At 71.6% G+C, this 25116-nt stretch carries 22 protein-coding genes and 2 tRNA genes; 8 read left to right on the forward strand and 16 right to left on the reverse strand.

What is annotated here, in order from left to right; translation table 11 throughout:
- The 3 genes from JYK17_RS20045 to JYK17_RS20055 form a co-directional block, all read left to right on the forward strand.
- A partial coding sequence (locus tag JYK17_RS20045; RefSeq protein WP_222810922.1) for an SPFH domain-containing protein occupies nt 1-753 on the forward strand: 753 nt, incomplete at its 5' end.
- A 148-nt stretch (nt 754-901) separates the two neighbouring features.
- Nucleotides 902-1507 (forward strand): lytic polysaccharide monooxygenase auxiliary activity family 9 protein, encoded by a 606-nt coding sequence (locus JYK17_RS20050; RefSeq protein WP_222810923.1) that lies wholly within the window; start codon nt 902-904, stop codon nt 1505-1507.
- 100 nt (nt 1508-1607) lie between these two features.
- Complete coding sequence (locus JYK17_RS20055; protein WP_222810924.1) at nt 1608-3326, forward strand: AMP-binding protein; 1719 nt, start codon at nt 1608-1610, stop codon at nt 3324-3326.
- Between the two features lie 818 nt (nt 3327-4144).
- On the opposite strand, the gene JYK17_RS20060 is transcribed toward JYK17_RS20055, so the two are convergent.
- The 6 genes from JYK17_RS20060 to ehuB form a co-directional block, all read right to left on the reverse strand.
- Nucleotides 4145-4221, reverse strand: a tRNA-Lys gene (locus JYK17_RS20060).
- 97 nt (nt 4222-4318) lie between these two features.
- Complete coding sequence (locus JYK17_RS20065; RefSeq protein ID WP_108013031.1) at nt 4319-5077, reverse strand: IclR family transcriptional regulator; 759 nt, start codon at nt 5075-5077, stop codon at nt 4319-4321.
- Between the two features lie 234 nt (nt 5078-5311).
- A complete protein-coding gene (ehuA, locus tag JYK17_RS20070) occupies nt 5312-6088 on the reverse strand; it encodes an ectoine/hydroxyectoine ABC transporter ATP-binding protein EhuA (protein WP_108013030.1) in 777 nt (258 codons plus the stop codon).
- Nucleotides 6089-6098: 10 nt separating this feature from the next.
- On the reverse strand, nt 6099-6749 hold the full coding sequence (gene ehuD / locus JYK17_RS20075; protein ID WP_108013029.1) for an ectoine/hydroxyectoine ABC transporter permease subunit EhuD: 651 nt from the start codon (nt 6747-6749) through the stop codon (nt 6099-6101).
- A complete protein-coding gene (ehuC, locus tag JYK17_RS20080) occupies nt 6746-7468 on the reverse strand; it encodes an ectoine/hydroxyectoine ABC transporter permease subunit EhuC (protein ID WP_222810925.1) in 723 nt (240 codons plus the stop codon). Before ehuC ends, ehuD begins: the two co-directional genes overlap by 4 nt.
- The gene (gene ehuB, locus JYK17_RS20085; protein ID WP_108013027.1) at nt 7465-8370 is read right to left on the reverse strand and encodes an ectoine/hydroxyectoine ABC transporter substrate-binding protein EhuB; all 906 of its coding nucleotides are present in this window, start codon (nt 8368-8370) and stop codon (nt 7465-7467) included. Before ehuB ends, ehuC begins: the two co-directional genes overlap by 4 nt.
- A 47-nt stretch (nt 8371-8417) precedes the next feature.
- Here ehuB and JYK17_RS20090 point away from each other — a divergent pair, with 47 nt between their 5' ends.
- Complete coding sequence (locus JYK17_RS20090; protein ID WP_164932232.1) at nt 8418-8912, forward strand: DUF3830 family protein; 495 nt, start codon at nt 8418-8420, stop codon at nt 8910-8912.
- Here the strand turns inward: JYK17_RS20090 and JYK17_RS20095 are convergent.
- On the reverse strand, nt 8893-10305 hold the full coding sequence (locus JYK17_RS20095) for an amidase (protein ID WP_108013025.1): 1413 nt from the start codon (nt 10303-10305) through the stop codon (nt 8893-8895). The genes JYK17_RS20090 and JYK17_RS20095 overlap by 20 nt on opposite strands.
- 32 nt (nt 10306-10337) lie before the next feature.
- Nucleotides 10338-11285: a D-2-hydroxyacid dehydrogenase gene (locus JYK17_RS20100; RefSeq protein ID WP_222810926.1), complete on the reverse strand. Its 948-nt coding sequence runs from the start codon at nt 11283-11285 to the stop codon at nt 10338-10340.
- Between the two features lie 144 nt (nt 11286-11429).
- Between JYK17_RS20100 and JYK17_RS20105 the strand changes: the two genes are divergently transcribed.
- The 3 genes from JYK17_RS20105 (at nt 11430) to JYK17_RS20115 (ending at nt 14183) form a co-directional block, all read left to right on the forward strand.
- Nucleotides 11430-12227 carry a maleate cis-trans isomerase family protein gene (locus JYK17_RS20105; protein ID WP_108013023.1) on the forward strand — a complete coding sequence of 266 codons (798 nt, stop codon included), beginning with the start codon at nt 11430-11432 and terminating at the stop codon, nt 12225-12227.
- Nucleotides 12224-12955: a maleate cis-trans isomerase family protein gene (locus JYK17_RS20110; protein ID WP_222810927.1), complete on the forward strand. Its 732-nt coding sequence runs from the start codon at nt 12224-12226 to the stop codon at nt 12953-12955. Before JYK17_RS20105 ends, JYK17_RS20110 begins: the two co-directional genes overlap by 4 nt.
- Nucleotides 12956-13088: 133 nt before the next feature.
- Nucleotides 13089-14183, forward strand: a complete 1095-nt coding sequence (locus JYK17_RS20115) for an LLM class flavin-dependent oxidoreductase (RefSeq protein WP_108013021.1) — start codon at nt 13089-13091, stop codon at nt 14181-14183.
- A 449-nt stretch (nt 14184-14632) separates the two neighbouring features.
- On the opposite strand, the gene JYK17_RS20120 is transcribed toward JYK17_RS20115, so the two are convergent.
- Nucleotides 14633-16492, reverse strand: a complete 1860-nt coding sequence (locus tag JYK17_RS20120; protein ID WP_108013020.1) for a putative bifunctional diguanylate cyclase/phosphodiesterase — start codon at nt 16490-16492, stop codon at nt 14633-14635.
- A 312-nt stretch (nt 16493-16804) separates the two neighbouring features.
- Between JYK17_RS20120 and JYK17_RS20125 the strand changes: the two genes are divergently transcribed.
- Nucleotides 16805-18094 carry a M6 family metalloprotease domain-containing protein gene (locus JYK17_RS20125; RefSeq protein WP_222810928.1) on the forward strand — a complete coding sequence of 430 codons (1290 nt, stop codon included), beginning with the start codon at nt 16805-16807 and terminating at the stop codon, nt 18092-18094.
- A 757-nt stretch (nt 18095-18851) separates the two neighbouring features.
- Here the strand turns inward: JYK17_RS20125 and JYK17_RS20130 are convergent.
- The 7 genes from JYK17_RS20130 to JYK17_RS20160 all read right to left on the reverse strand — a co-directional run bounded on the left by JYK17_RS20130 (nt 18852) and on the right by JYK17_RS20160 (nt 25099).
- Nucleotides 18852-18925 (reverse strand) — tRNA-Lys (locus tag JYK17_RS20130).
- Nucleotides 18916-19509, reverse strand: coding sequence for a bifunctional DNA primase/polymerase (locus JYK17_RS20135; RefSeq protein ID WP_108013018.1), 594 nt, complete (start codon nt 19507-19509; stop codon nt 18916-18918). The genes JYK17_RS20130 and JYK17_RS20135 overlap by 10 nt, the downstream gene beginning before the upstream one ends.
- A 121-nt stretch (nt 19510-19630) precedes the next feature.
- Complete coding sequence (locus JYK17_RS20140; RefSeq protein ID WP_108013017.1) at nt 19631-19996, reverse strand: DUF8844 domain-containing protein; 366 nt, start codon at nt 19994-19996, stop codon at nt 19631-19633.
- Nucleotides 19997-20105: 109 nt separating this feature from the next.
- Complete coding sequence (locus tag JYK17_RS20145) at nt 20106-21443, reverse strand: AAA domain-containing protein (RefSeq protein WP_128802820.1); 1338 nt, start codon at nt 21441-21443, stop codon at nt 20106-20108.
- Nucleotides 21440-23029, reverse strand: coding sequence for an amino acid adenylation domain-containing protein (locus JYK17_RS20150; protein ID WP_222810929.1), 1590 nt, complete (start codon nt 23027-23029; stop codon nt 21440-21442). The genes JYK17_RS20145 and JYK17_RS20150 overlap by 4 nt, the downstream gene beginning before the upstream one ends.
- Nucleotides 23020-24204, reverse strand: coding sequence for a hypothetical protein (locus JYK17_RS20155; protein ID WP_108013014.1), 1185 nt, complete (start codon nt 24202-24204; stop codon nt 23020-23022). The genes JYK17_RS20150 and JYK17_RS20155 overlap by 10 nt, the downstream gene beginning before the upstream one ends.
- Complete coding sequence (locus tag JYK17_RS20160) at nt 24155-25099, reverse strand: phosphatase PAP2 family protein (protein WP_108013013.1); 945 nt, start codon at nt 25097-25099, stop codon at nt 24155-24157. The genes JYK17_RS20155 and JYK17_RS20160 overlap by 50 nt, the downstream gene beginning before the upstream one ends.
- Nucleotides 25100-25116: the final 17 nt, after the last annotated feature.

Genomic DNA, 25116 nt, shown 5'->3' on the forward strand with positions numbered 1-25116 from the left:
GCGGCGGCGCTGCGGCTGCCCGCGTTCGCGGGGGCCGGGCTCGGGCCCGCGCAGTGGGCGGCGTACGCCGGTGCGGGGGCGCTCGCCCTGTTCGGGTTCGGCGGACTGGCCCGGGGCCGGACCGGGCGGGCCTGGGTGCTCGGGCTGTTCGGCCGCTACCGCGGGACCGTACGGCGTACCGGTCTGATGTGGGTCAACCCGCTGCTGCTGCGCCGCCGGGTCGACGTACGGCTGCGGCATTGGCGCAGCGAGCCGATGCCAGCGGCCGATGGCAACGGTGTCGCGCTGCGCGTGGTGGTGCTGGTGGTGTGGCGGGTGCGGGACACCGCGCGGGCCGTGCTGGGCATCGAGGACCACGAGACCTATCTGCGCGAGTGCGTGGAGGCGGCCCTCGCCCGGGTGGCGGTGGAGACGCCCGGGAGTCGGAGGGGTCCGGCGGAGGCGGCCGGGGACGCGCTGACCCGGCTGACGGCGGCGGACGCGGCGCCGGTCGGGCTGGAGGTCTTCTCGGTGCAGCCGGTCCTCGTCGAGTACGCGCCCGAGGTGGCCGCCGCGATGCAGCGTCGCCGTATCGCCGCGCTGGACGCGCAGCACCGGGCGAGTGTGCTCACCTCGGTGGTCGACTCCGTGGAGGACACCGTGACCCGGCTGACAGTGCGTGGTCTGGTGGACCTGGACGACTACGAACGCAAGGCGCTGGTGAAGGACTTGACGGTGGCGTTCTGCGCGGGGCGGAGCGAACAGATGCCGTGATGAGCGAACAGATGCCGTGATCGAGGATGCCGTGACGGATAGGGGCCCGTCTTGGTATGGACACGACCAACGGACGGCAATATTCTGAAACTTGGTCTAGACCTGCACGCCTCATGGAACTTCCCCCACGTTCTTCAGGAGCGGCAGCATGCGCAGAAAGACCAAGTGGTACGCCGCCGCGCTCGGGCTCACCACGGCAGGGGCCTTCGTGCTCTCCGCCGGAAGCGCGAGCAGCCACGGCTACACCGACCTCCCCATCAGCAGGCAGAAGCTGTGCGCCAACGGCACGGTGACGAACTGCGGCGACATCCAGTACGAGCCGCAGAGCGTCGAGGGCCCCAAGGGCTTCCCCGCCTCCGGACCCGCCGACGGGGCCATATGCTCCGGCGGCAACTCGCGCTTCTCCCAGCTCGACAGCCCGAGGACACCGTCCGGCGGCGCCTGGCCCACCACCCAGGTGACGGGCGGTCAGAGCTACACGTTCCGGTGGCAGTTCACCGCCATGCACGCCACCACGGACTTCAAGTACTACGTCACCAAGCAGGGCTGGAACCAGAACCACAACCTGTCCCGCTCGGACCTCAACACCACACCGTTCCTGACAGTGCCCTACAGCGGGCAGCGGCCCCCCTCCACCCTCTCCCACAGCGGCACCCTGCCGTCCGGGCTGAGCGGTCACCACGTGATCGTCGCCGTATGGACGATCGCGGACACGGGCAACGCGTTCTACGCCTGCTCGGACGTCACCTTCTGATCCACCGGACAGGGTGTGTGCGCCGGGAGGCTCGGTCCCGGCGCACACACCTGGTTACGCCTCTCCACATCTGACGGGACGTCAATTACCGTGCACCTCCATGGAGTCCAAGGAGTCCAGGTCATCCGGAGCGACTACGGCCACGGCTACGTCCACGGCCACGGTCGCCGAACTCGTGGCGGTGCGCTACGGCGACCACCGCCCGGGGCTGTGGTACGAGGACCTGGTCCTCACCCACCACGAGGTGGCGGCCGGTGCTGCCGCCCGAGCGGCGCTGCTGACCGACCTGTTGCCGCCCGGCGCCGAGCCGCACGTGGGGGTGCTGCTGGACAACACCCCTGAATACCCGCTGTGGTTGAGCGCCGCCGCGCTCGCGGGAGCCGCGGTCGCCGGGATCAACCCCACCCGCCGCGGCCCGGAACTGGCCCGCGACATCCTGCACACCGAGTGCCGGACGCTGGTCACCGAACGCGCCCACCTCCCCCTCCTCGCCGGGCTCGAACTCCCCGGCGTACGGCTGCTGGTGACCGGGACCGAGGAGTACGAGGACCTTCTGGCGCCCTACGCGGGCGCCGTGCCGGACGCCTCCCGGGCCGCCCCCGGCGACCGCCTCCTGCTGTACTTCACCTCCGGCTCGACCGGCGCCCCGAAGGCGGCGATCTGCTCCCAGGGGCGGCTGGCGGCGGCCGGGCGTTCGCTGGTCGGCCAGTTCGGGGTGGGTCCGGACGACGTGCACTACATCTGCATGCCGATGTTCCACGGCAACGCGGTGATCGCCGACTGGGCGCCCGCGCTGGTGGCCGGGGCGGGGGTGGCGCTGCGGCGGCGCTTCTCGGCGTCGCGCTTCCTGGCGGACGTGCGCGCGTACGGGGCGACGTACTTCACGTATGTGGGGCGGGCCGTGAGTTACGTCCTGGCCACCGAGGAGCGTGCCGACGACCGGGACAACCCCCTGCGGCTGGGCTTCGGCACGGAGGCGGGGGCGGTGGACGCGGCGGCCTTCGAGCGGCGCTTCGGGGTGCGCCTGGTGGAGGGGTACGGCTCGTCGGAGGGGGGTGCGGCCGTGCAGTGGTCGCCGGGTACGCCGTCCGGCGCGGTCGGGAGGGCGACGCCCGGGCTCGTCGTACTCGATCCGCAGACGCGCAAGGAGTGTCCGGCCGCCGTTCTCGACGCGGCCGGGCGGCTGCTCAACGGGGACGAGGCGATAGGGGAGCTGGTCAACAAGGGGCCGAACCCCTTCGAGGGGTACTGGCGCAATCCCTCCGCGGAGGCCGAGCGACGGCACGACGGCTGCTACTGGACCGGCGACCTCTTCTACCGGGACGCCGACGGCTACCTCTACTTCGCCGGCCGCACCGACGACCGGATCCGCGTCGACAGCGAGAACCTCGCGGCCGCGATGATCGAGAACATCCTCGCCCGCTACGAGGGCGCCGCCGCCGTCGCGGTCTACGCAGTGCCGGACCCGGTGACCGGCGACCAGGTGATGGCCACCATCGCCGGCACCTTCGACCCCACGACCTTCACCACCTTCCTGGCCGCCCAGCCCGACCTCGGCACAAAAATGACCCCGAGCTTCGTACGCGTCGTAGAACGGATGCCGATCACGGCCACCAACAAAATCCACAGAGCCCAACTAAGACGGGAGGGCCTCCACTGCAACGACCCGGTGTGGTGGCGCCCACCGGGAGAGCAGATGTACCGCCTTCTGACCCCCGAGGACACTGCAGACCCCGCAACGACAAAGGCCCCCCGCGCCTGCGGAGGACCCTCGTCGTCAATGGTGCGCCGCCAGGGACTCGAACCCCGGACCCGCTGATGCTGCGTTTTCCCGGGGGATAACCCCCGGACCCCCAGCCGCTCCTGCCGGGCCGCGAGGAGATCGGGGGCTCCGGCGTAGATCCGGCCCCGACGACAAGGGCCCCCCGCGCCTGCGGAGGACCTTCGTCGTAGATGGTGCGCCGCCAGGGACTCGAACCCCGGACCCGCTGATGCTGCATTTCCTGGGGGATGACCCCCAGACCCCCAGCCGTCCCTGTAGGGCCCGGGGAGATGCGGGCGTCGCGGGAGACTCGCCCCAACGACGAAGGCCCCCCGCACCTGCGAGGGGCCTTCACCCGTGTTTGTGCGCCGCCAGGCACTCGAACCCCGGACCCGCTGATGCTGCGTTTTCCCGGGGGATAACCCCCGGACCCCCAGCCGCTCCTGCCGGGCCGCGAGGAGATCGGGGGCTCCGGCGTAGATCCGGCCCCGACGACAAGGGCCCCCCGCGCCTGCGGAGGACCTTCGTCGTAGATGGTGCGCCGCCAGGGACTCGAACCCCGGACCCGCTGATGCTGCATTTCCTGGGGGATGACCCCCAGACCCCCAGCCGTCCCTGTAGGGCCCGGGGAGATGCGGGCGTCGCGGGAGACTCGCCCCAACGACGAAGGCCCCCCGCACCTGCGAGGGGCCTTCACCCGTGTTTGTGCGCCGCCAGGCACTCGAACCCCGGACCCGCTGATGCTGCGTTTTCCCGGGGGATAACCCCCGGACCCCCAGCCGCTCCTGCCGGGCCGCGAGGAGATCGAGGGCGCCGGCGTAGATCCGCCGCAACGACAAAGGCCCCCCGCGCCTGCGGAGGGCCCTCGTCGTCAATGGTGCGCCGCCAGGCACTCGAACCCCGGACCCGCTGATTAAGAGTCAGCTGCTCTAACCAACTGAGCTAGCGGCGCGTGACTCTCGCCGCCCGGTGGAGTGGTCTCCGGTGGGTGGCGACGGGGAAAATAGTACCTGGTCCGTGGGGGTGGTTGTGACCACCCGGGGCTGTCTCTAGATCGCCAGGGAGAGCAGGACCGGGGTTGCGTTGCGGTTGAGGGTGTCGGCGGCCTGGCGGAGGCGGTGGGCGTGTTCGACGGGGAGGGAGAGGGCCAGGCAGCCGACCGAGGTGCCGGCGCTGACCGGGACGGCCGCGCAGACCGTGCCGACCGCGTACTCCTGGAGGTCGAGGTGGGGCACCGTGGGCGGCTGGGTCTCCAGGCGGGACAGCAGAAGTTTGTCGCTGGTGATGGTGCGCGAGGTGAGCCGGGCCAGCTTGTGGCGGGAGAGGTGGTCGCGGCGGCCGTTGTGGTCGAGCTGGCCGAGCAGGCTCTTGCCGATCGCGGTGGCGTGCGCCGAGGAGCGGAAGTCCACCCACTCGTTGACCACCGGGGTCGTGGGCCCGTCCGCGTACTGGGCGATCCTGACCTCGCCGTCGACGTACCGGCTGAGGTAGACCGCGGCGCCCACCGAGTCCCGCAGCCGGTCCAGGGTCCGCTGCAGCTTCTCGCGCACCGCCTGCTCGCGGCCCTCGGCGGATCCGAGCCGGGAGAGGGCGTCACCGGTGACGTACGCCCCGTCGGTGATCTGCTCGACGTAGCCCTCGCGGCGCAGCATCCGCAGCAGGGTGGCCAGCCGCTCCGGGGCGAGGCCGGTGTCCCGGGCGAGCTCGGTGTCGGTGACTCCTGCGGTGTGCCGCGCCACGGCCTCCAGGATGCGCAGGGCGTCCTGGGCCGAGTGGTACGGCGCGGTCGGCTCGTGCTTCAGCGCCACGGTGCTTCCCCCTGCGCTTGCTCGGTCGCTCAACAACTGGGCCGTCATCAGGACAGAGAAACCGGTTCCACGATAGCGGCCAAGAGGCTTGTTGTGAGCGGCTGTTGACGGGATCCGAACCCCGTTCCAACGCTCTCAGCAGCGGCGCAGGCACTCCGGCACATGCCAGGGACATGATCCGGCGCCCGGACCTCGGAGGTTGAACCGCGTTCAACCTCCGAGGCCGCAGACACGTCAGAGCACCGCGCTGAGAAATTCTCGCGTGCGGTCGTTCTCGGGCTCGCTGAAGATCTTCTCCGGCGACCCCGACTCGATGACCCGCCCGGAGTCGAACATCAGCACCTGGTCCGAGATGTCCCGCGCGAAGTTCATCTCGTGGGTCACGCAGAGCATCGTGATGTCCGTGGTGCGGGCGATGTCACGCAGCACGTCGAGCACACCGGCGACCAGCTCCGGGTCGAGCGCCGAGGTCACCTCGTCGAGCAGCAGCACCTGCGGCCGCATCGCCAGCGCCCGCGCGATCGCCACCCGCTGCTGCTGACCGCCGGAGAGCTGCATCGGCCGGGCGTCGCACTTGTCGGCGAGGCCCACCATCTCCAGCAGGTCGCGGGCGCGCTCCGCCGCCTCGTCCTTGGACATGCCGAGGACGGTGACCGGGGCCTCGGTGATGTTGCGCAGCACCGACATGTTCGGGAACAGGTTGAACTGCTGGAAGACCATCCCGATCTTCTTGCGGACCTCGCGGATCTGCTTCTCCGGCGCCGGGAAGAGCTGCTCCCCGGCGACCGTGATCGTGCCCTCCTCCGGCTTGGTGAGGGTCATCAGCAGCCGCAGGATCGTCGTCTTGCCGGAGCCGGACGGGCCGATCAGGGTGACGTGCTTGCCGGAGTTGACGGAGAAGTCGAGCCGGTCGAGCACCGTGTTCGACCCGAACCGCTTGGTGACGTTGTCGAAGCGGATCAGCTCGCCGCCGTCCACCGGCGGGTTCGCGTCGGCGTCGGGTTCTTTCATCAAGGGTGTGTCAGCGGACAAGGCGTCGCTCCAGGGCTCGTACGAGAAGGGAGGCCGGATAGGCGATGACGATGAAGGCCACGCCGATCACCGTCAGGGGCTCGGTGAACTGGAAGTTCTGCTGCGAGAACAGCCGCGCCTGGCCGAGCATCTCCAGGACCGTGATCGTCATCAGGATCGGCGTGTCCTTGAGCATCGAGATCACGTAGTTGCCGAGCGCCGGGACGACCCGGCGAATCGCCTGCGGCAGGATCACCGCGGTCCAGGTGTGCCGCACCGGCAGGTTCAGCGCCGTCGCGGCCTCCCACTGGCCGACGGGGACCGCCTCGATACCGGCCCGGTAGACCTGCATCGTGTACGTCGAGTAGTGCAGCCCGATCGCGCAGATACCGGTGGTCAGCGCCGACCAGGTCAGGCCCCACTCGGGCAGCACGTAGAAGAAGAAGAACAACTGCACCAGCAGCGGAGTGTTGCGGATGAACTCCGTGATCACCCCGACCGGCCAGCGCACGAAGCGGGTCGGCGTCCGCATCAGCAGCGCCCACACCAGGCCCAGCACGAACGAGATCAGCGAGCCGAGGGCCAGGATCTCCAGCGTGACCAGCAGTCCGTCCCAGAACTTCGGCATGAAGTCGGCGACGACGCCCCAGTCCCAGGTCATGAGGAAGCACCTCCCGCGCCCACGCCGGCCGTCTCGGGCGCGTGCAGCCTCTCGTCGGGCGTGCGCCCTACCTGCTTACCGATTCCCGCCTTGAGCCTGCGTTCCAGTGCGCGCATCCCCCGCGTGAGCACGAAGGCGATGACGAAGTAGATCAGCAGGACGTACGTGTAGATCTCCGCGCTCTGCTGCAGCGCGAGGCGCACCAGGTTGGCGCTGAAGGCGAGATCGCCCATGCCCATGATCGACACCAGTGCGGTGCCCTTCAGCAGCTCCACCAGGAGGTTGGAGAAGGGCGGGATCATCTCCGGCACGGCCTGCGGCAGCAGCACCAGCCGCATCCGCTGCCACGGCGTGAAGCTCAGGGCGATGCCGCCCTCGCGCTGTGCCGGGTCGACGGAGTTCAGCGCGCCGCGCACGATCTCGGCGCCGTAGGCCCCGTAGGTCAGTCCGAGTGCGAGGGTGCCGGCCCACAGCGGGACCAGCTGCCAGCCGAAGGCGATCGGCAGCACGAAGAACACCCAGAAGATCATGATCAGCGCCGAGGTCCCGCGGAAGATCTCGGTGTAGAGGCCCGCGAGGAAGCGGACGATCCACAGCCGGTGGGTGCGGGCGATGCCGACGCCGAAGGCGACCGCCGTGGCCAGCAGGCCGCTGAGGACCAGCAGCTGGATCGTGACCCAGATGCCGTGAAGTACGAGTTCCCACAGTCCCGAGGTCATCCGCCGCACAGCTCCTTCGCGGTGAGGTCGGTCATCTCGGCCTTGGTGAAGCCGAACGGCTTGAGGATGCGGAAGAGCTCCCCGCTCTTCTTCATCTTGTGCAGCTCGACGTTGAAGGCGTCCCGCAGGCCGGTCTCGGTTGGCCGGAAGGCGAAGGCGCCGCCGTCGACGTGCGGCTTGCCCTTGACGAGGGGCGCGAACGCCTTGGTGGACTCCGTCTTGCCGGACTTCTTGACCACCTCGCGGACGGTCAGCGCCGTACCGGCGAAGACGTCCACGCGTCCGGCCTCGACGGCGTTCAGCCCCGCGACCTGGTCCGGCACGATCAGGATGTCGCTCTGCTTGTATCCCGCGTCGACGGCGTACTGGATCTCCGCATAGCCCGTACCGGTCGCGAACTTCGCCTTCTTCTCGACGATGTCCTTGTAATTGTGCAGCCCCTTCGGATTGCCCTTGCGGACGATGAAGGCGTCGAGCATCTGGTAGTCGGGGTCGGCGAAAATGACCTGCTGGCAGCGCTCGGGATTGACGTACATCCCCGCCGCCACGACGTCGAACTGCTGCGAGTTCAGGCCCGGGATCAGCGAGCCGAATTCCGTCGGGACGGGCTGCACCTTGTCCACGCCGAGGCGCTTGAAGATGACCTTGGCCAGTTCCGGTGCCTCGCCGGTCAGGTCGCCGTTCTTGTCGATGTACCCGAAGGGGATCTCGCCGGCGATGCCCAGCCTTACGACACCGGCTGCCTTGAGCCGGTCGAGCAGGTCGCCGCCCTTCTTGGTCGAGGCGGAGGCCACGCGACTGCATCCGGCGGCGCCCAGCGCACCGAGCGCCGCCACCCCCGCGAGCAGCGTTCGGCGGGAGGGTCCGGGTGTGTGTCTGTCGTTCCCAAAAGGTGGAGCCATGGCGGCGCGGCTACCCGAGTTCATGCGATGTATGCACTATGGATTTCATGGCCGATCGATACATCGAAGTCTCCCTGGTCAAGCGTGGAATCACCTGTACGGCGCGTCTGCTGGACGACCGCGCGCCTGTCACCTGCGCGGCTGTATGGGACGCCCTTCCACTGGGCAGCGACGTCTATCACGCAAAATACGCCCGAAACGAGATCTATGCTCTTTTCCCGCCCTTCGCGGCGACAGAACCGCCCCTGGAGAATCCGACCGTCACGCCGATTCCCGGAGATCTCTGCTATTTCTCCTTCGCGGGAACGGAACTCGGCACCAAGTCCTACGGTTACGACCGCGAGGTCCGCGCGGGCACCACGGTCGTCGACCTCGCGCTGTTCTACGAGCGCAACAACCTTCTGCTGAACGCCGACGTGGGCTGGGTGCCCGGGATCGTCTGGGGCCAGGTCGTGGAGGGGCTCGCGGACATGGCCGACGGCTGCAACGACCTGTGGCGGTCGGGGGCGGCGGGGGAGACGCTCAGCTTCCGGCGGGCGTGAGGCCGGTCGCCGCGACCCCGGCCTCGTAGAGCGTGTGGGCCGCCCGCAGCACCAGATCGTCCCGGTGCCGGGCGGCCACCAGCTGCAGCCCGATCGGCAGTCCGTCCCCGTCGGTGCCGACAGGGACGGTCGCCGCGGGCTGCTGGGTCATGTTGAACGGGTACGTGAACGGCGTCCACCCCGTCCAGCGCCGGTGCCCCGAGCCCCTCGGCACCTCCTCGCCCGCCTCGAACGCGGTGATCGGCAGCGTCGGCGTGACGAGCAGGTCGTAGGAATCGTGGAAGCGGCCCATACGGCGGCCGAGCTCCATGCGCACGTCCACCGCGGCGAGATAGTCCAGAGCGGAGCGCCGGGCGCCCTGCCCGCAGATCTCCCGCAGCCCCGGATCGAGCAACTTGCGCTGGTGCGGGCCGAGTTGCTGGGTCACCCGGGCCGCCCCCGAGAACCACAGGGTGTGGAAGGCCTCCACCGGTTCGGTGAAGTCCGGATCGGTCTCCTCCACGTACGCGCCGAGCCCGGCCAGCCGCTCCACCGCCCGCCGCACCGCCGCGGCGACCGCCGGGCGCACCGCGACCTGGCCGCCGAGCGAGGGCGAGTACGCCACCCGCAGGCCCTTCACCCCGCCGGACAGGCCCGCCGCGAAGGAGCCGGGGGCGGGGGGCAGCCCGGACCAGTCACGGCTGTCGGGCGCGGCGATCACATCGAGCAGCAGCGCCGCGTCCGCCGCGTCCCGGGTCATCGGGCCGACGTGCGCGAGCGTGCCGAAGGCGCTCGCCGGGTACAGCGGCACCCGGCCGTACGTCGGCTTCAGCGCGAAGATGCCGCAGAACGCGGCCGGGATACGGACGCTGCCGCCGCCGTCCGTGCCCAGCGCCAGCGGGCCCGCGCCGAGCGCCACGGCCGCCGCCGCGCCGCCGCTGGAGCCGCCCGCGGTGCGCGTCGTGTCGTACGGATTGCGGGTCACCCCGGACTGCGGCGAGTCCGTGACGCCCTTCCAGCCGAACTCCGGGGTCGTGGTCTTGCCGAGGAAGACGGCGCCCTGCTCGCGCAGCCGGGCCACCGAGGGCGCGTCCTCGTCCCAGCGGCCGTTCTCGGAAATCGTCTTCGAGCCCTTGAGCGTGGGCGCGCCGCGCAGCAGCAGGATGTCCTTGACCGTCGTGGGGACCCCGTCCACCGGCCCCAGCGGCTCACCGCGCCGCCAGCGCTCCGTCGACTCCCGGGCCTGCGCCAGCGCCTCGTCGGCCAGCAGCCGCACGAAGGCGTTCACATCCGGCTGGATCCGATCGGCGCGGTTCAGCGCGGCCCGCGTCGCCTCCTCCGGACTGAACTCGCCCTTGCGGTACCCCTCGACGAGCCGTACGGCGGTCAGTCCGGTGAGTTCGAGGTCCGTCATGTGCCCTCCAGCGTTGGGAGCTGCCCGGCGGTTCAGCGTCCTGGTACGTACCCGCGTTCCTTGTCCACGACGTTGAGCAGAGGTCTGCCCGCCGCCCAGCGCTCGTACAACTCCACGAACTGAAGTCCGAGCTGATCACGCCAGCCGATCGTGTCGCCGCTCATGTGCGGGGAGACGATCAGTCCCGGAACCTGCCACAACGGGCTGTCCGGCGTGAGGGGTTCGTGCTCGAAGACGTCCAGGGCGGCGCCCGCGATCCACCGCTTGTTCAGCGCCTCGGCGAGGGCGTCCTCGACGACGAGAGGGCCGCGCCCGATGTTGATGAAGCGCGCCGACGGCTGCATCACGCCGAAGCGACGCGCGTCGAACATGCCGTACGTCTGATCCGTCAGCGGCGCCGCCGCGATCACCCAGTCCGCGCGGGCGATCAGCCGTTCCAGGTCGTCCGGGCCGTGCACGCCGGCCCGCGCGGTGCGCCCCACGATCGCCGGGGTCACGTCGAGCGCCTGCAGCGTGCGGGCGATCGTACGGCCGATGGGCCCCGATCCGACGACGCACGCGCGCGTGCCCGCGACCCGCTGGGTCTCGCGGTGCCGCCAGGTCCGCTCCCGCTGCAGCTCCAGAGTGCGCGGCAGATCCTTGGCCATGGTCAGTACGAGGGCGGCGACGTACTCCGCGATGGGCTGGTCGAAGATGCCGCGCGCATTGGTCACCACCGTCTCCGAAGCCGCGAGTTCCGGGCACATCAGATGGTCCACGCCCGCGCTCGCCGTATGCACCCAGCGCGGCCGCGGGCCCTCGCCCGGCCAGGCCGAGCGCACGGCCCGGGAGGTGAAGTCCCATACGAGGAGCACGTCGGCGTGCGGCAGCCGCTCGGCGAGCGCCGCCTCGTCGGTGTGCTCGATACGGGCGCGACCGGTGAGCCTGCCGAGACGGGGGAGGGGATCGGCGTCCAGGACGAGAAGCGTGGGGGTGGTCATGCGAGGAGCCGTTTCTGAGGGCGGTGGCGGCCGTCTGACATGCGAGGTTTGACCACGCTCGCACCCGAACCTACCTTCGTCAACACGGGCGTTGCACACGGCCGGTTGCTCACCTCCTTTCTCGCTGTGAGGGCGGTGCCCGTCATGGACGTTTCCTTCCTCGGTGGACCCCAGCCGCAGCGCGGCGTCGGGGTGGTCGCACCCTTCGACTTCGCGCTGGACCGGGAGCTGTGGCGCTGGGTCCCGGACGATGTATCGCTGCATCTGACCCGCACGCCGTTCGTGCCCGTCGAGGTGAGCCTCGACCTGGCCCGTCTGGTCAGCGAGCACGAGACGCTGGCGGACGCGGTCCGCACGCTCAACGCGGTCTCGCCCGAGGTCGTGGCCTACGCCTGCACCTCCGGCAGCTTCGTCGGCGGGATCGCCGGGGAGCGGGCGATGTGCGCGGCGATGACACGCGCCGGCGCGGTCCCCTCGGTCACCACCTCCGGCGCACTCCTGGACGCCCTGGCGGCGCTCGGCGCACGGCGGGTGGCGCTGGTGACCCCGTACACCGTGTCGGTGACGCGCGCGCTGGAGGAGTACGTCGCCGAGGCGGGCGTGAAGGTCACCGGGTGCGTGTACATGGGGCTGACCCGGCACATCTGGAAGGTGCCGTACCGCGACGTGGTCGCCATGGCGCGCCAGGCAGTGCGGCGCTCGGCGGAGGTCCTCTTCATCAGCTGCACCAACCTTCCGACCTACGACGTCATCCCCCAGCTGGAGGCCGAGCTGCGCATGCCGGTGATCTCGGCCAACCAGGTGACGATGTGGGCTGCTCTCGCCCGGCTGGGTACCCGAGCGGTGGGGCCGTACCAGGCGCTGATCGATCCGGCGGCGCGCACCCGTCCCGTGCTGCCGGACCTCCCGAACGGTGAACAACAGCAGGAAGGCAGGTCATGACCGCACTCGGATTCCTCTACCCGGGACACTCCGCCGAGGACGACTACCCGCGCATCGAGCAGTTGCTGGGCAGTGACATCCGCCTCGACGTCGTCCACACCGACATCGGTACGGACGCGCACCGGGTGGACGCCCTGCTGGAGATGGGCGCGGCCGACCGCCTCGCGGCAGGCGTCGAGGAACTGCGCATGGGCGGCGCGGACTCGGTGGTGTGGGCCTGCACCAGCGGAAGCTTCGTCTACGGCTGGGACGGCGCCCACGAGCAGGTACGCTCCCTCGCGCTCGCGGCCGGGCTGCCCGCGTCGTCCACGTCCTTCGCCTTCGTGCACGCGCTCAAGGAGCTGGGGGTGCGGACGGTGGCGGTGGGCGCGACCTACCCCGAGGACGTGGCCGGACTGTTCGCGGACTTCCTGGGGGCCGGCGGCATGGCGGTGACCTCGGTGCGCGGTGCCGGGATCATCACCGCGGCCGAGGTCGGCACCTGGGGCGAGGACGAGGTGTTCCGTCTGGCGCGGGAGGCCGACCGGCCCGACGCGCAGGCGCTGCTGCTGCCGGACACGGCCCTGCACACCGCGGCCCACATCCCGGCCCTGGAGAAGGAGCTGGGCAAGCCGGTCCTGACCGCCAACCAGGTCACGGTCTGGGAGGCGCTGCGGCTCGCGGACCGCAGGGTGAACGCACCGAGGCTGGGCGCGCTGTTCAGCCGGGAGCCGCTCGTCCAGGCCTGACCCGCCCCCGGGACGGCGGCCGGGGAACAGAGCGGGCCGGGCCGGGAAACAGAGCGGGGCCGGGAATAAAGCGGAGAGTGCCTCCTGTTAATCGCGCAGGACAGCGCATGGCCGAAATCAGGAGGCACCCACCGTGACGGCAGACGACGAGATCCGGGGCACCGCACAGGGCACCGCGCCCGTACCCCTCTCCGTACTGGACCTGGTGACCGTCGGCGCGGGCCGCACCGCGAGCGACGCCCTGCGCACCAGCGTCGCCCTGTCACGTCTCGCCGAATCCCGTGGCTTCAACCGCTACTGGGTCGCCGAGCACCACTCGATGCCGGGAGTGGCCTCGTCCTCGCCCGCCGTGATCCTGGCCCACCTCGCCGCCCACACCGAGCGCATCCGGCTCGGCTCCGGCGGTGTCATGCTGCCCAACCACGCCCCGCTGGTCATCGCCGAGCAGTTCGGCACGCTGGAGGCGCTGGCACCGGGGCGCGTCGACCTCGGGCTCGGGCGCGCGCCCGGCACCGACGGCGCCACGGCCGCCGCCCTGCGCCGCACCGACACCCTCAACGAGGGCGCCGACGACTTCCCGCAGCAGCTGGCCGAACTCACCCGCTTCCTGGACGACGACTTCCCGGACGGCCACCCCTACCGCCGTATCCACGCCGTCCCCGGACCGGTGCAGGCCACGTCGCCCGGCGGCGTCCAGTCCCCGCACCGCCCGCCGATCTGGCTGCTCGGCTCCTCCGGGTTCAGCGCCCGGCTGGCCGGTGTCCTCGGCCTGCCCTTCGCCTTCGCGCACCACTTCTCGGCGCAGAACACCGTCCCGGCGCTCGACCTGTACCGCGAGTCCTTCCGCCCCAGCGAGGTCCTCGACGCCCCCTACGCCCTCATCGGCGTCTCCGCCCTCGCCACCGACGAGGAGCGCGAGGCCCGCCGCCAGGTCCTGGCCGCCGCCCTCAACATGGTCCGGCTCCGCACCGGCCGCCCCGGCCTGGTCCCCACCCCCGAGGAGGCCGAGTCCTACGAATTCAGCCCCATGGAACGGGACTTCATCACCTCCTGGAACGCCAACGTCATCCACGGCACCCCGGACGAGGTCCGCACCGGCCTCGACGACCTCCAAAAGCGCACCGGCGCCGACGAGCTGATGATCACGGCAAACGCCCACAGCGGAGAGATCCGCCTCCGCTCGTACGAACTCATCGCGGACGCCTACGCACTGCCGACGGCGCCCTGACCGGGGCAACTGGCCGAGCGGCTTCAGGAGTTGCCGATCACCGACAGCGGTGGCCGTTGGGCCGAGACGCTGGGTGATGGGGCTGCCGACGGCCTGACCGAAAGCAACCGGCCAATCGGCGCTAGGAGTTGCCGATCGCCGAGCTCTTTGGTGAGGGCTGGATCGCTCGGCGATACGACGTATTCGGCGCTGACGGTCGGGCTGAGGCGCTGGGCTAGGAAACTGCCAACGGCCTGACGGGGCAACTCGTTGAGCGGTGCGAGGAGTTGCCGATCCCCGAGCGCTGGGGTGAGGGCTGGGTTGTTCGGGGATGCGATGCGTTCGGCGGTGGTCGTCGGGCCGAGGCGCTGGGTGATCGGGCTGCCGACGACGGCCTGACCGGGGCGACTCGCCGAGCGGTTCCCTTAGTTGTCGATGGCCGAGCGCTCGGAGCAACCGGCCACCCGGCGCTAGGAGTTGCCGATCACCGAGTCGCTCGGCTGGGGGGTGAGGAGTTCGGAGATGCGGTCCGGTGACACCGGGCGGGAGTAGAGCCAGCCCTGGCCGGTGTCGCAGCCGATGCGGCGCAGGCGGGTGGCCTGGGCGGAGGTTTCGACGCACTCGGCCGTGACCGTCAGGCCGAGGCGGTGGGCGAGTTGGATCATCGCCTCGACCACGACCTCGTCGGCCGGGTTCGGCGGCACGGACTGTTCCTTGTCGCTCTCGTACTGGAAGCCGCGGACGAAGGAACCGTCCAGCTTCAGCACCGACACCGGCAACCGGCTGAGGTAGGCGAGGTTCGAGTAGCCCGTGCCGAAGTCGTCGATCGCGATGCCGACCCCCATGTCGCTGAGCGCCTGAAGAGCCTGCAGCGGCCGCCCCGAGGAGCCCATCACCGCCGACTCCGTCAGCTCCAACTGCAGAAGGTGGGGCGCGAGGCCCGTCTCGGCGAGCGTCTCGGCCACGTCCGCGACCAGATCCGAGTCCCAGACCTGACGCACCGCCACATTGACGCTCACGACGAGCGGCGGCTCGTCCGGGTGGTCCAGCTGCCAGCGGCGCGCCTGCCGGCAGGCCGTGTTGAGCACCCAGCGGCCCAGCGGCACGATCGAGCCGTCCTCCTCCGCCAGTCCGATGAACCGATTCGGCGTCAGCACACCGAACTGCGGATGGTTCCAGCGCACCAGCGCCTCGACCCCGTGCAGCCTGCCGTCCTCCATGCCCACCAACGGCTGGTACTCGAGGACGAATTCACCGCGATCGATGGCCGGGCGGAGCGCGGAGGCGAGCGCCTGGCGGGTCATGCGGTGGGCGTTGCGCTCCGGGTCGAAGAGCGTCCAGCGGGCCTTGCCGTCCGCCTTCGCCCAGTAGAGCGTCGTATCCGCCGCCTGCATCAGGGCAGTTGGGGTGGTCCCGGCCGCACGGCGCTCCACGACGCCGATCGACGCCGACACCGACAGCCGCCGTCCCGACAGGTCGAAGGGCGCCTGCACCGCCTCCAGCACCGACTCCGCCAGATCGGCGAGTTGGTCCGTGCCGGTCGAGTCCTCCACCAGCAGGGCGAACTCGTCGCCGCCCAGTCTCGCCACCAGCGGGGCGCTCGCTCTGGCGTAACCCGCCTCGTCCGCACAGCGCGTGAGACGCTCGGCGACGGCGGCGAGCAGCCCGTCGCCGACGCGATGCCCGAGCGTGTCGTTGATGGCCTTGAAGCCGTCCAGGTCGAGATAGCACAGCCCGATCCGCCCGGTGCCGCCCTTCTCGTACGACTCCGCCTCCAGCGCGCTGGTCAGACGCTCGAAGAACAGTGTGCGGTTGGGCAGCCGGGTCACCGGGTCGTGCATCTGCAAGTGCCGCAGCCTGCCCTGGAGTTCACGGTGGACGCTGATGTCGGTGAGGGACATCAGTACGCCCTCGTCATGGGCCGACAGCGGTGAGACGGTGACCTCGACCCAGACCGACCGACCGTCGTGGTGCTTGAGCCGGCGCGTGCAGCGCAACGGCGCCTCGCGGCCGCGCAGCACCTCGCGGTACGCGTGCCAGGTACGGGTGTCGGACGACAGGTCGACCAGGTCGGCGGCGACCTTGCCGACCAGGGCGTCCGGATCGCTGCCGAACAGCGTGCCGAACCCGTCGTTGGCGTTGACCACCTGGCCCTCGCGGTCCACCACCGCCATCGCGAGCGGCGCAGCCGTGAACACCGAGCGGTACGCCGGCGGCTCGGTTCGAGTCGTCAGCGGCTCGGTACATGGCGCCGCATACGCGTCACTGTCTGTAACGGCGACCCGGTCGAGGTCTGCCGTGGGCGCCGGCCCTTCGGACGTTCCGCTCACCGCTCGCTCCCGCAGTGCACTCGATCTCTGTCCGTGCAGGAAAGTGTGCCGATCATAGAGGCAGACCCAGGGGCCTTCCAGCTACTGTCCAGTGTCCCGGATCGACCGGCACTTCAGACAGATCGTTTCTGCCCGCAGCTGGACGGCTTCTTGGGCCTCTCGATCGCTTGTGACGTTCCGTGAGAATTCCGGGGGTGTCGGCGCCGGCCGTCGTTCGGCCCTCTCACTCGTCCGGGCCAGGCAAACAGGACGTAGTACTACAAATCACACAGGCTGGGTGCGGAGTCCCGCGTACCGCACCCGGAGGTCCCTGTGTTGCGTCCGTTTCCCCTCAGGGGGTGCAGGGTTCCCCGACTGCGCAGCACCGCCGCGGTGTTCAGCACCCTGTCCGCCGTCGCCGCGACCTCGCTGGTGACCGGGCCGTCGGTGGCCGAGCCGTTCTCGGCGGTGCCGTGTGCGCTGCAGCGCACCACGGCCCATCACTCCGAGGGCCTCGACACCTGGAACGCCGCCTATCCGCGGCCGGCCCGCGCGCTGAACGCCGTGATGATCTTCCTGTCCTTCCCGGACTCCGCCCCGCGGACGAAGCCCGCCGAGCTGGCAGCCGACCACTTCCCGGCCACCAGCCGCTTCTTCGAGCGTGCCTCGTACGGCAGGTTCACCCTGCACCCGCACCCGCTGGGGCGCTGGATCCGGATGCCGCGTCCGTCGACGTCGTACGCCATACAGCGCGACTGGAGCCCGCGCAGCCGTGCCGCGTATCTGCGCGACGCGCTCGCCGTCGCCGACCCGCAGGTCGACTTCTCCCGCTACGACATCGTCTACTTCGTGGCCGACCCGGACGCACCCGGGGTGGACTCGGACGCGACGAAGGTCGTCAATCTGGACACCCCGCTGCGGGCCGACGGCACCGATGTCCGCCGTATCGTCACCGTCTTCGAGAAGCACCCGCCGGACCGGCTGGTGCTGGCGCACGAGACCGGGCACGTCTTCGACCTGCCGGACCTGTACCACCGGCCGCCCGACGACGGGAAGGGGGACTGGGACACCTATGTCGGCGACTGGGATCTGATGGGCAGTCAGTTCGGGCTGTCGCCGGATCTGTTCGGCTGGCACAAGTGGAAGCTGGGGTGGCTGGATCCGCGGCAGGTGGTGTGTGTACGGGAGTCGGGGGTCACGCGGCTGACGCTGGAGCCGCTGGAGGCCGGGCCGCCGTCACCGGTGACGGGCGCGGCAGGGCCGCCGGCCATCGGGATCGGGCAGGGAGTGAAGCTCGCGGTGGTGCGGACCGGCCCCGACAGCGTGCTCGCCTTCGAGGCGCGCGCCCCACTCGGCAACGACACGTCGACCTGCCGTTCGGGCATCCTCGTCTACCGCGTCAAGAGCACCTCCCAGTCCGGCGCGGGCCCCGTCCAGGTCCTGGACGCCCACCCCCGCACCGAGGCCTGCTGGGAAAACTCCGTCTACCCACCCCTCGCAGACGCCCCGGTCGCCCTGGGCGAGACCTTCACGATCCCGGATGAAGGAATCCGCGTACAGGTGGAGAGCCGTACGGCAACGGGTTCGTGGAACGTGAAGATCACGGCGGGGTTGTCGGCCTGAGCGGCCAGTCCCTGGGGATTGCCGTGCGGTGCGGGTGGGGTGCGGCTGCGGTCGAGGGTGGGGAGCGCGGGCGCCGGGGTGGGTGCCGTGACCGACGCCGGGGCGACCCCCGCTGGGGGTGTGGATGGCGATGCCATCACGGCGGGCGGGCGGGCGTGCGGGCGGAGTCGTGCAGACCGGCTTGAGCGGCCCGGCCACCTCGGCAACGGCGTGGCGTTGCAGGTGCCGACGTCGAGAGTGGGGTGCCGGGTATAACGCCGGGGGTTGCGTGGCGAAGCCGCCACGGCGGGCGGCCGCCCCGGCGAAGATCGGTCTGGGCGGCGCAGCCTCTGGGCAATTGCGCGGGGTTGCGGCCGCAGGCGGGTGCGCGGGCGCCGGGGTGGGTGCCGTGACCGACGCCGGGGTGACCGTCGCTTGGGTGTGCGTGGCGATGCCATCGCGGCGGGCGGCCGCTGCCGCGGAGTTCGGCCTGAGCGACCCGGCGCCTAGGCCGTGGCGCGGCGTTGCGGGCTGCGGGCGCCGCGAGGGCGGTGCCGTACATGACGCCGGGGGCGACCCCCGCAGGGGGCCTGGGTGGCGCAGCCCCTGGGCGATGCCGATGCGCTGCGGCGGGCGGCGCCCTTACCCGCGCCGGGGGACGGCAGTCGCAGGGGGGTGTGGGTGGCGGAGCCCCCACCGTGCGCGACGCAGTCGCGCAGAGACGACGATGGCGAGGCCGGTTCGCGCTTTCCGCGAACATGCCTCGCCATCGACAACGTGCGCCGCCAGGGACTCGAACCCCGGACCCGCTGATTAAGAGTCAGCTGCTCTAACCAACTGAGCTAGCGGCGCCTGCTGACGTCGTAGACCTTAGCATCCTGATCGGCCGGGGGAAAAATCGATATGCGCACCGCCGAGCGGGCCGCGCGGACGGCTGCCCAGATCAGGATCTCGGGGCCCGGGAGCCAGGGGTGGCGGGTGTCGGGGGCGACGAGCCAGCGGGAGTCGCCGGAGGCCGGGGGGTCGGTCGAGAGCAGGGCCGGGACGGTCACCGCGTCGCCGTTGCCGTGGCACAGCAGCGGCGGGATCGCGGCCGTACGACTCACCTCCTCCCAGCGCAGCAGCGAGGGCAGCCGCTGGGCCGTGCCGGGCGCGGCGAACAGCAGCATCCGGCCACGGAACGCCGCCACCGGGCCCGAGCCCGGCCCCTCGTCCCACAACTGGTCGACCATGCGGCGGCCGAATACCCCGGGGACGCTGACGACGTCGAACGCGGAACCGCAGGGGAGCACCACCGGGGCATCCGGGCGCTCCCTCCAGAGGGTGAGCGTGGAGCGGGGATACGTTCCCGCCGAGGCGAGCCAGGCGGCTCCGTCGGCGGTGACCCCGCTGACGTCGAAGCGGTCGGCGAAGGGCTCGTTCCGTGTGCGGCTCATGGCGACTACATCTACCGGCAGTGAACGTACCGTTTCGAGGAGTTGCGGGAAATCGGGACAGATATATGCGGCGAGGAGTATCTTGCTCGCCTGGCATATGCCAATGCGAAGCGGCCCGTGTTCACACCGGGTCCGGCGAGCCCGGCCCCTCGGCCCCGCTCATCAGGTCCCGGCCGAACTCCACCATCTTCTTGGCATAGTCCTCGGTCCACTCGGCCCGTTCCGCGATGTCCGCGGCCGTCAGCCGGTCGAACCGCCGCGGGTCCGCCAGCTGCGCGGCCGCCACCGCCTGGAACTCCACCGCGCGGTCCGCCGCGGCGCGGAACGCGTGCGTCAGCTCCGTCGCGCGGTCCAGCAGCGCCCGTGGATCGTCGATCGACTCCAGATCGAAGAAGTGCTCCGGGTCGGAGGCCGCCGCCGCGGGCTCGAAGAGCAGGGGCGCGGGGCGTAGCCGCGGTTCGTTCCGACGCGGCGTGGGCTCCGCCATGTCTTCTCCTCCTCATACGTCGCGCACGACCCGTCCCAGAAACGGGCCACCGTCCATTGTCCCGCGCCCGCGCAAGTGGGCCTGCGGCGTCCCCGGGAGCACCTGCTTCTCAAGGCCGCCAGGACACCCGGTGTTCCCGGAGGCGGGCGAGTACCGCGTGGTTGGCCTCCCAGCCGTCCGGGAACTTCACCAGCGTTCCCAGCTGGACCGGCTCCGTCGACGGATAGTCGTCGAGGAGTTCGCTCACCCCCGCGCGGCAGACCACGATGCAGGCGTGCCGGTGGCGGGAGGTGAGCACGCACAGGCGGCCTGTCTCCAGGTGGAAGGCGGTGGCGTCGGGGCGGCCGGACAGCGGGTGCAGGACGACCGTGACGTCGTACTCGCGGCCCTGCAGACGGTTGGCCGTGTCGACCGTGACCTCCGTGACGCCCAGCTCCGCGAGCGCCGCCCGCACCGCTGCGGCCTGGTCGCGGTGGGCCGTGCCGACAGCGATCCGGTCGGGCGTCAGCGGCCGCGGCTCCCCGGGCGCCCGCTCCGACGTCGCCACCCCCTCCCGGTCCAGCAGTCTCCGTACGATCGCCGCCACCGCCCGCACCGCCTCTGGATCCGTCCGCGGCGTGTGCCGCGCGGGCAGCTCCAGCAGGCCCCAGCCGGACTGCGCGGCCTCGTCGATGACCCGGTCGGGACCGGAGCCGTCGGACGGGACGGCGAAGGCAAGGCCGCGGTCGCCGTGACCGGTGCCGCTGCGGAAGGGCGTGAACGGGTAGAAGGCGTCCGAGACCAGCGGGGCCGCGGAGGCGGGCAGCCGCCAGGACACCGGGAGGCGGTGCTGCGGCAGCTCGGGGTTGTGGGCCAGAAGGGTGGTCACGGCCGAGGCCGAGGGGTCGTACGACAGCCCCGCCCACTGCTCGCTGCCCACGATCGAGAACGGGTCGAGCTGACCCGGGTCGCCCACGAACAGGGCCCGCTCGAACAGCCCGGCCACGGTGAGCAGCGAGTCCGAGCGCATCTGGTACGCCTCGTCGACGATCGCGTGCCGCCACGGCTCGTCGACCTTCACATGCGCCCACTTCGCGGCCGTGGAGACGACGACCGGCAGACCCGTCAGCTCGCCCGCCTTCGCCGCCTTGCGGACGTTCGGCAGGTCGTCGAGCGCCTTGTCGTACGGGTCGGCGTCACTGCTGTGCAGCCGGCCCACCGGCAGCTGGGGGCTCTTCTCCGCGAGGCGCTGGACGAGGTCGTCGACCTGTGCGTTCGTCTGCGCGACGACCATCAACGGGCGGCCCGCGTCGGCCAGTTCGAGCGCCGCCCGCACGACCAGCGTGGACTTGCCGGCGCCCGGCGGGGAGTCGACGACGACGCCGCGGTGGGTGCTGTGCAGCGTGTCGGCGAGGATCGCGTCGGTGGCCTCGGCGGCCGCGGCAGCGGGGTCGAACACGGTGGTCACAGGACGTCCTCCGCGGTCAGGGGATCGGCGGCCTCGGTTACGGCCTCACCGGGCGGCCCGCCGTGGGTCCACGGTGTCGCCTCCGGGTCGGGCAGCTTCGGACCGCCCCGCTGCTCGTGCTCGAACGTCGTGAAGCACAGCAGATCCCCCTTCTCGGGGACCGAGCCGGCCTCGGGCACCTTGCCGCGGCCCATCTTGTCGACGATGCGCAGGACGAGCAGATCGTCCGCCTCCCGCCCGACGAACTCCGCCGCCTGCGGCTTGCCGCCCAGCGAGCGGTACACCTTGGCGCGCTCGCCCAGGTGCGGCCGGTCCTCCGTCCGTACGGTGACCAGCGGGCGCGGGCTCGGCCGCTTGCCCTCGCTGTACGCCATGACGACGTCCGTCACCTCCCCGGCGAACGCCTCCCCGGACAGCCGCCGCGCCGCCATCACCAGCGGGTCGTCCAGCGCCTCCTGGGCCTCCAGCCGGGCCTGCTCGCGCTCGCGCGCGGCGAGCTTCCCGGCCGCCGTGACGGCGTCGTCGCGGCGCGGCTGCGGGGGCTCGCCCGCGGCGATCCGGTCGCGCTGGCCGGTGAACGACCAGCGGTCGCGCGTCCACCGCTCCTCGACGTGCGCCCCCTCGGGCAGCGCACGCAGCAGATCCAGGCCCCGCCAGACCTTCTCCCAGGTGGGCAGGGTGCGGCTGAGCACCAGCTCGCGGATCTCCCGCTCGGCGGCGGTGAGTTCACCGAGCCGGGTGTCCGCCTCCAGACCGTCCTGGGCGGCGGCCAGGGCGGTGCGGGCGCGGTCGTGGCGCTCGATGGCGGGGGCGAGCAGCTTGTTGTCGAAGGCCGGGTCGGTCGCCGGTCCCGCGGGCGGGCACACCAACTGGCCGTGCGCGTCCCGCGCCAGCTCGGCCGCGAGGGCCGCCTCCGCGCCGGAAACCCCCTCCGGTGCGTCGATCCAGGCGAGCAGCGCCCCGAGGTGCTGGTCCTCCAGGGAGGACTGCCCGGTCGCCCAGTGCCGGGCCAGGACGTCCGTCGCCGCCAGCAGCAGCGAGGAGCCGGGCACCCGGGCGCGCTCCCCGAAGTGCGTCAGCCAGCGGCCGAGCAGCGGCACGCGCGGGGGTGCGGGATACGGCGTCTCCGGGTCCTGCTCCGCCGTACGCCGAAAGCGCATGGAGCGGCCCAGCAGCCGTACGAAGTCGATGCCCGCGCGGCTCGGCACGATCAACTGCGGGGCGTCCGCGCACAGTTCGACCTCGACCTTGACCCGCTTGCCGGTCTCCGGGTCGGTCTCGGTGCGCTCCGCGGCCTCCACCTCGGCTCCGTACGCCTCCACGTACGGCAGGACGACGTCGGCCAGTTCGGCCAGGAACGCGAATCTGAGGTCGCGGTCGCGCGGCTGCGGCACGGCCAGCAGGCGCGGGGCGTCGCGGTCGGTGCCCACCAGCGCGCCGAGCGGGGCACCGGCCTCGCCCGCGGTGGTCAGCGGCACGAAGACGAGGGGCCGCTGCGACAGGTGGCGGTGGCGGACCGTGGCGGCCGGCTGGGCGTGGCCGGTGCGGACGGCCTCGAGACGGGCGAGGGTGGAGATCAGCGACACGGTGCGGCCTCCTCACCGGAGGACGCGGCCGGGTGCGGGGCCGCCGCGACGGGCCGGTGCCGGACGGCCGCCAGGGCCTCCTCCCGCAGCCGGGCCGCCCTGCGCAGCGCCGCGACCGCCGGGTCGTCCGGGTCCCCGTCGGTGCCCTCGGCCGCCGCCAGGACCTCGTCGACCGTGGTCAGACCGCCCAGCTCGGCGCGGACCGGGCGGCCCAGGGAGGTCACCGCCCCGGCCGCGCGGGACCGTTCGCGGCAGTGGAAGGCCAGCTCGCAGGCGGACAGGCACTCCGGCGCGTACGTCGCGGGGACCGACTCGACGGCCGCGGTCAGCTCCGCCGCGGGCAGCTCGGGGGAGAAGCAGACGCCCTCGGGGAGGGTGTCGGCGATGTCCTCGATCCGGGTCAGCCGCGTCAGCTGCCGGTCGGTGACCGCGCGCTGCTTGCGCACGTCGACGGCGGACGCGGTGGGCACGTTGGAGAAGTCCTTGGGGCACACGAGCAGGATGCGGTGCCGCACCTCGGGGGCCGGATCGAGGCGGGCCGCCACCCGCTCCAGGGCCAGCACATAGACGGCGGCCTGGCGCGCGGCCGCGCCCACCTTCGCCGGGTCCGCGGAGCCGTCCAGCATCGGGAAGGACTTGATCTCGACGACCGTCCAGCCGCCGTCGGGGTGCACGACCACGGCGTCCGGCTCCAGGAACGCGGGGGAGCCGGCCACCTCGAGCGCGAGCATCGGGTGGTCGAGCAGGGTCCAGGTGCCCGGGGCGGCGGCGGCCTCGCGCAGGGCGAGCGCCGTGCGCGCCGCACGTCCCTCGGGGCCGGTCGCGGCGAGGTCGGGCACCTGTGCCGGTGCCGCCGGGTCCGCGCGCGGATCGAGCTTCTCGCGCACCAGCCGCAGCAGCTCCGCGCCGCCGTCCGCCTTCACCTTCGCCTCGAACGCGTTGCCCCGCATGAAGGCGAACTGCGACTGCCCGAAGACCGAGGGGGAGCCCAGCGCGTCCGCCAGCGTCGCCTTGTCCACCCCGGCGCCGTCCAGGATCGCGCGCCGTCTGCAGCCCGGGTTGGCGGCGAGCGCCGCGAGGGCGCGCGCGTCCAGTGCCTTGGCGGGTACGTCCGGACCGCGCAGCTCAGCGAGCCGCTGCCGCAGCGCCTTCCCCGGCGTCCGTGGGAGAGGCACTCGGCTCTGCTCCGGATCCGGTCCGGGACTCGCGCTGCCGTGGAAATCGCTCACCCGCGGAAGTCTGGCATCCGCCACTGACAATTGAGGAACCTGCGGCCTGGGAGGCGCCGGCGCCCAGGGAGATCTGCTCCCTGATCCGGTCCGCGCCCCGCATCATGTACGGCGTCAGGAACAGGCCGACGCCCATGACCGCCGCGCCCGCGACCGCGTCGAGGAAGTAGTGGTTGGCGGTGCCCATGACCACGATCGTGGTCAGCAGCGGATAGGCGACGGCGGCCACCTTGGCCGTACGCGTCCTGCCGTACCGCCACAGCATGACGCCGCACCACAGCGCCCAGCCCACGTGCAGGCTCGGCATGGCCGCGTACTGGTTGGTCATACCGCCGAGACCCTTCGGGGCGCTGGCCGCACCGCCCCACCAGCCGTACGAGCTGTACTGCGCCATGGTGTCCACGAACCCGTGGCCGGCCGAGAGCAGGCGCGGCGGGCAGGTCGGCAGCAGGGTGAAGCCGATCAGGCCGATGAAGGTGGACGTCATCAGCCAGGTGCGCGCGGCGCGGTAGTGCATGGCACGCGACCTGAACAGCCAGATCAGGATCGCGGGCGTGACCAGGTAGTGCAGCGAGGCGTACCAGAAGTCGGCCGGGACGCCGAGCCAGGTCTCGCGCGTGAAAAGGCGGTTGAGGGGATGCTCCGCGTTGATGTGCAGCCACTTCTCGATCCGCAGGATCACCAGACCGTGGTCCACGGCTCCGTGGGTGTCGCCGCGCACGAGGAGGCGTCCTGCCGAGTAGCAGCCGTACACCAGCAGGATCAGCGGCACCTCGGTCCACCAGCGCGGGCGGGTCCGCGGGGCTGCTGCCTCGATGCCTGGTGTCTCGGTCTTCGGCATCCGATCGCCTCCCCCTT

It is taken from the genome of Streptomyces plumbidurans (genome assembly GCF_019857225.1).
In the GTDB taxonomy this organism is placed as follows: Bacteria; Actinomycetota; Actinomycetes; order Streptomycetales; family Streptomycetaceae; genus Streptomyces; species Streptomyces plumbidurans.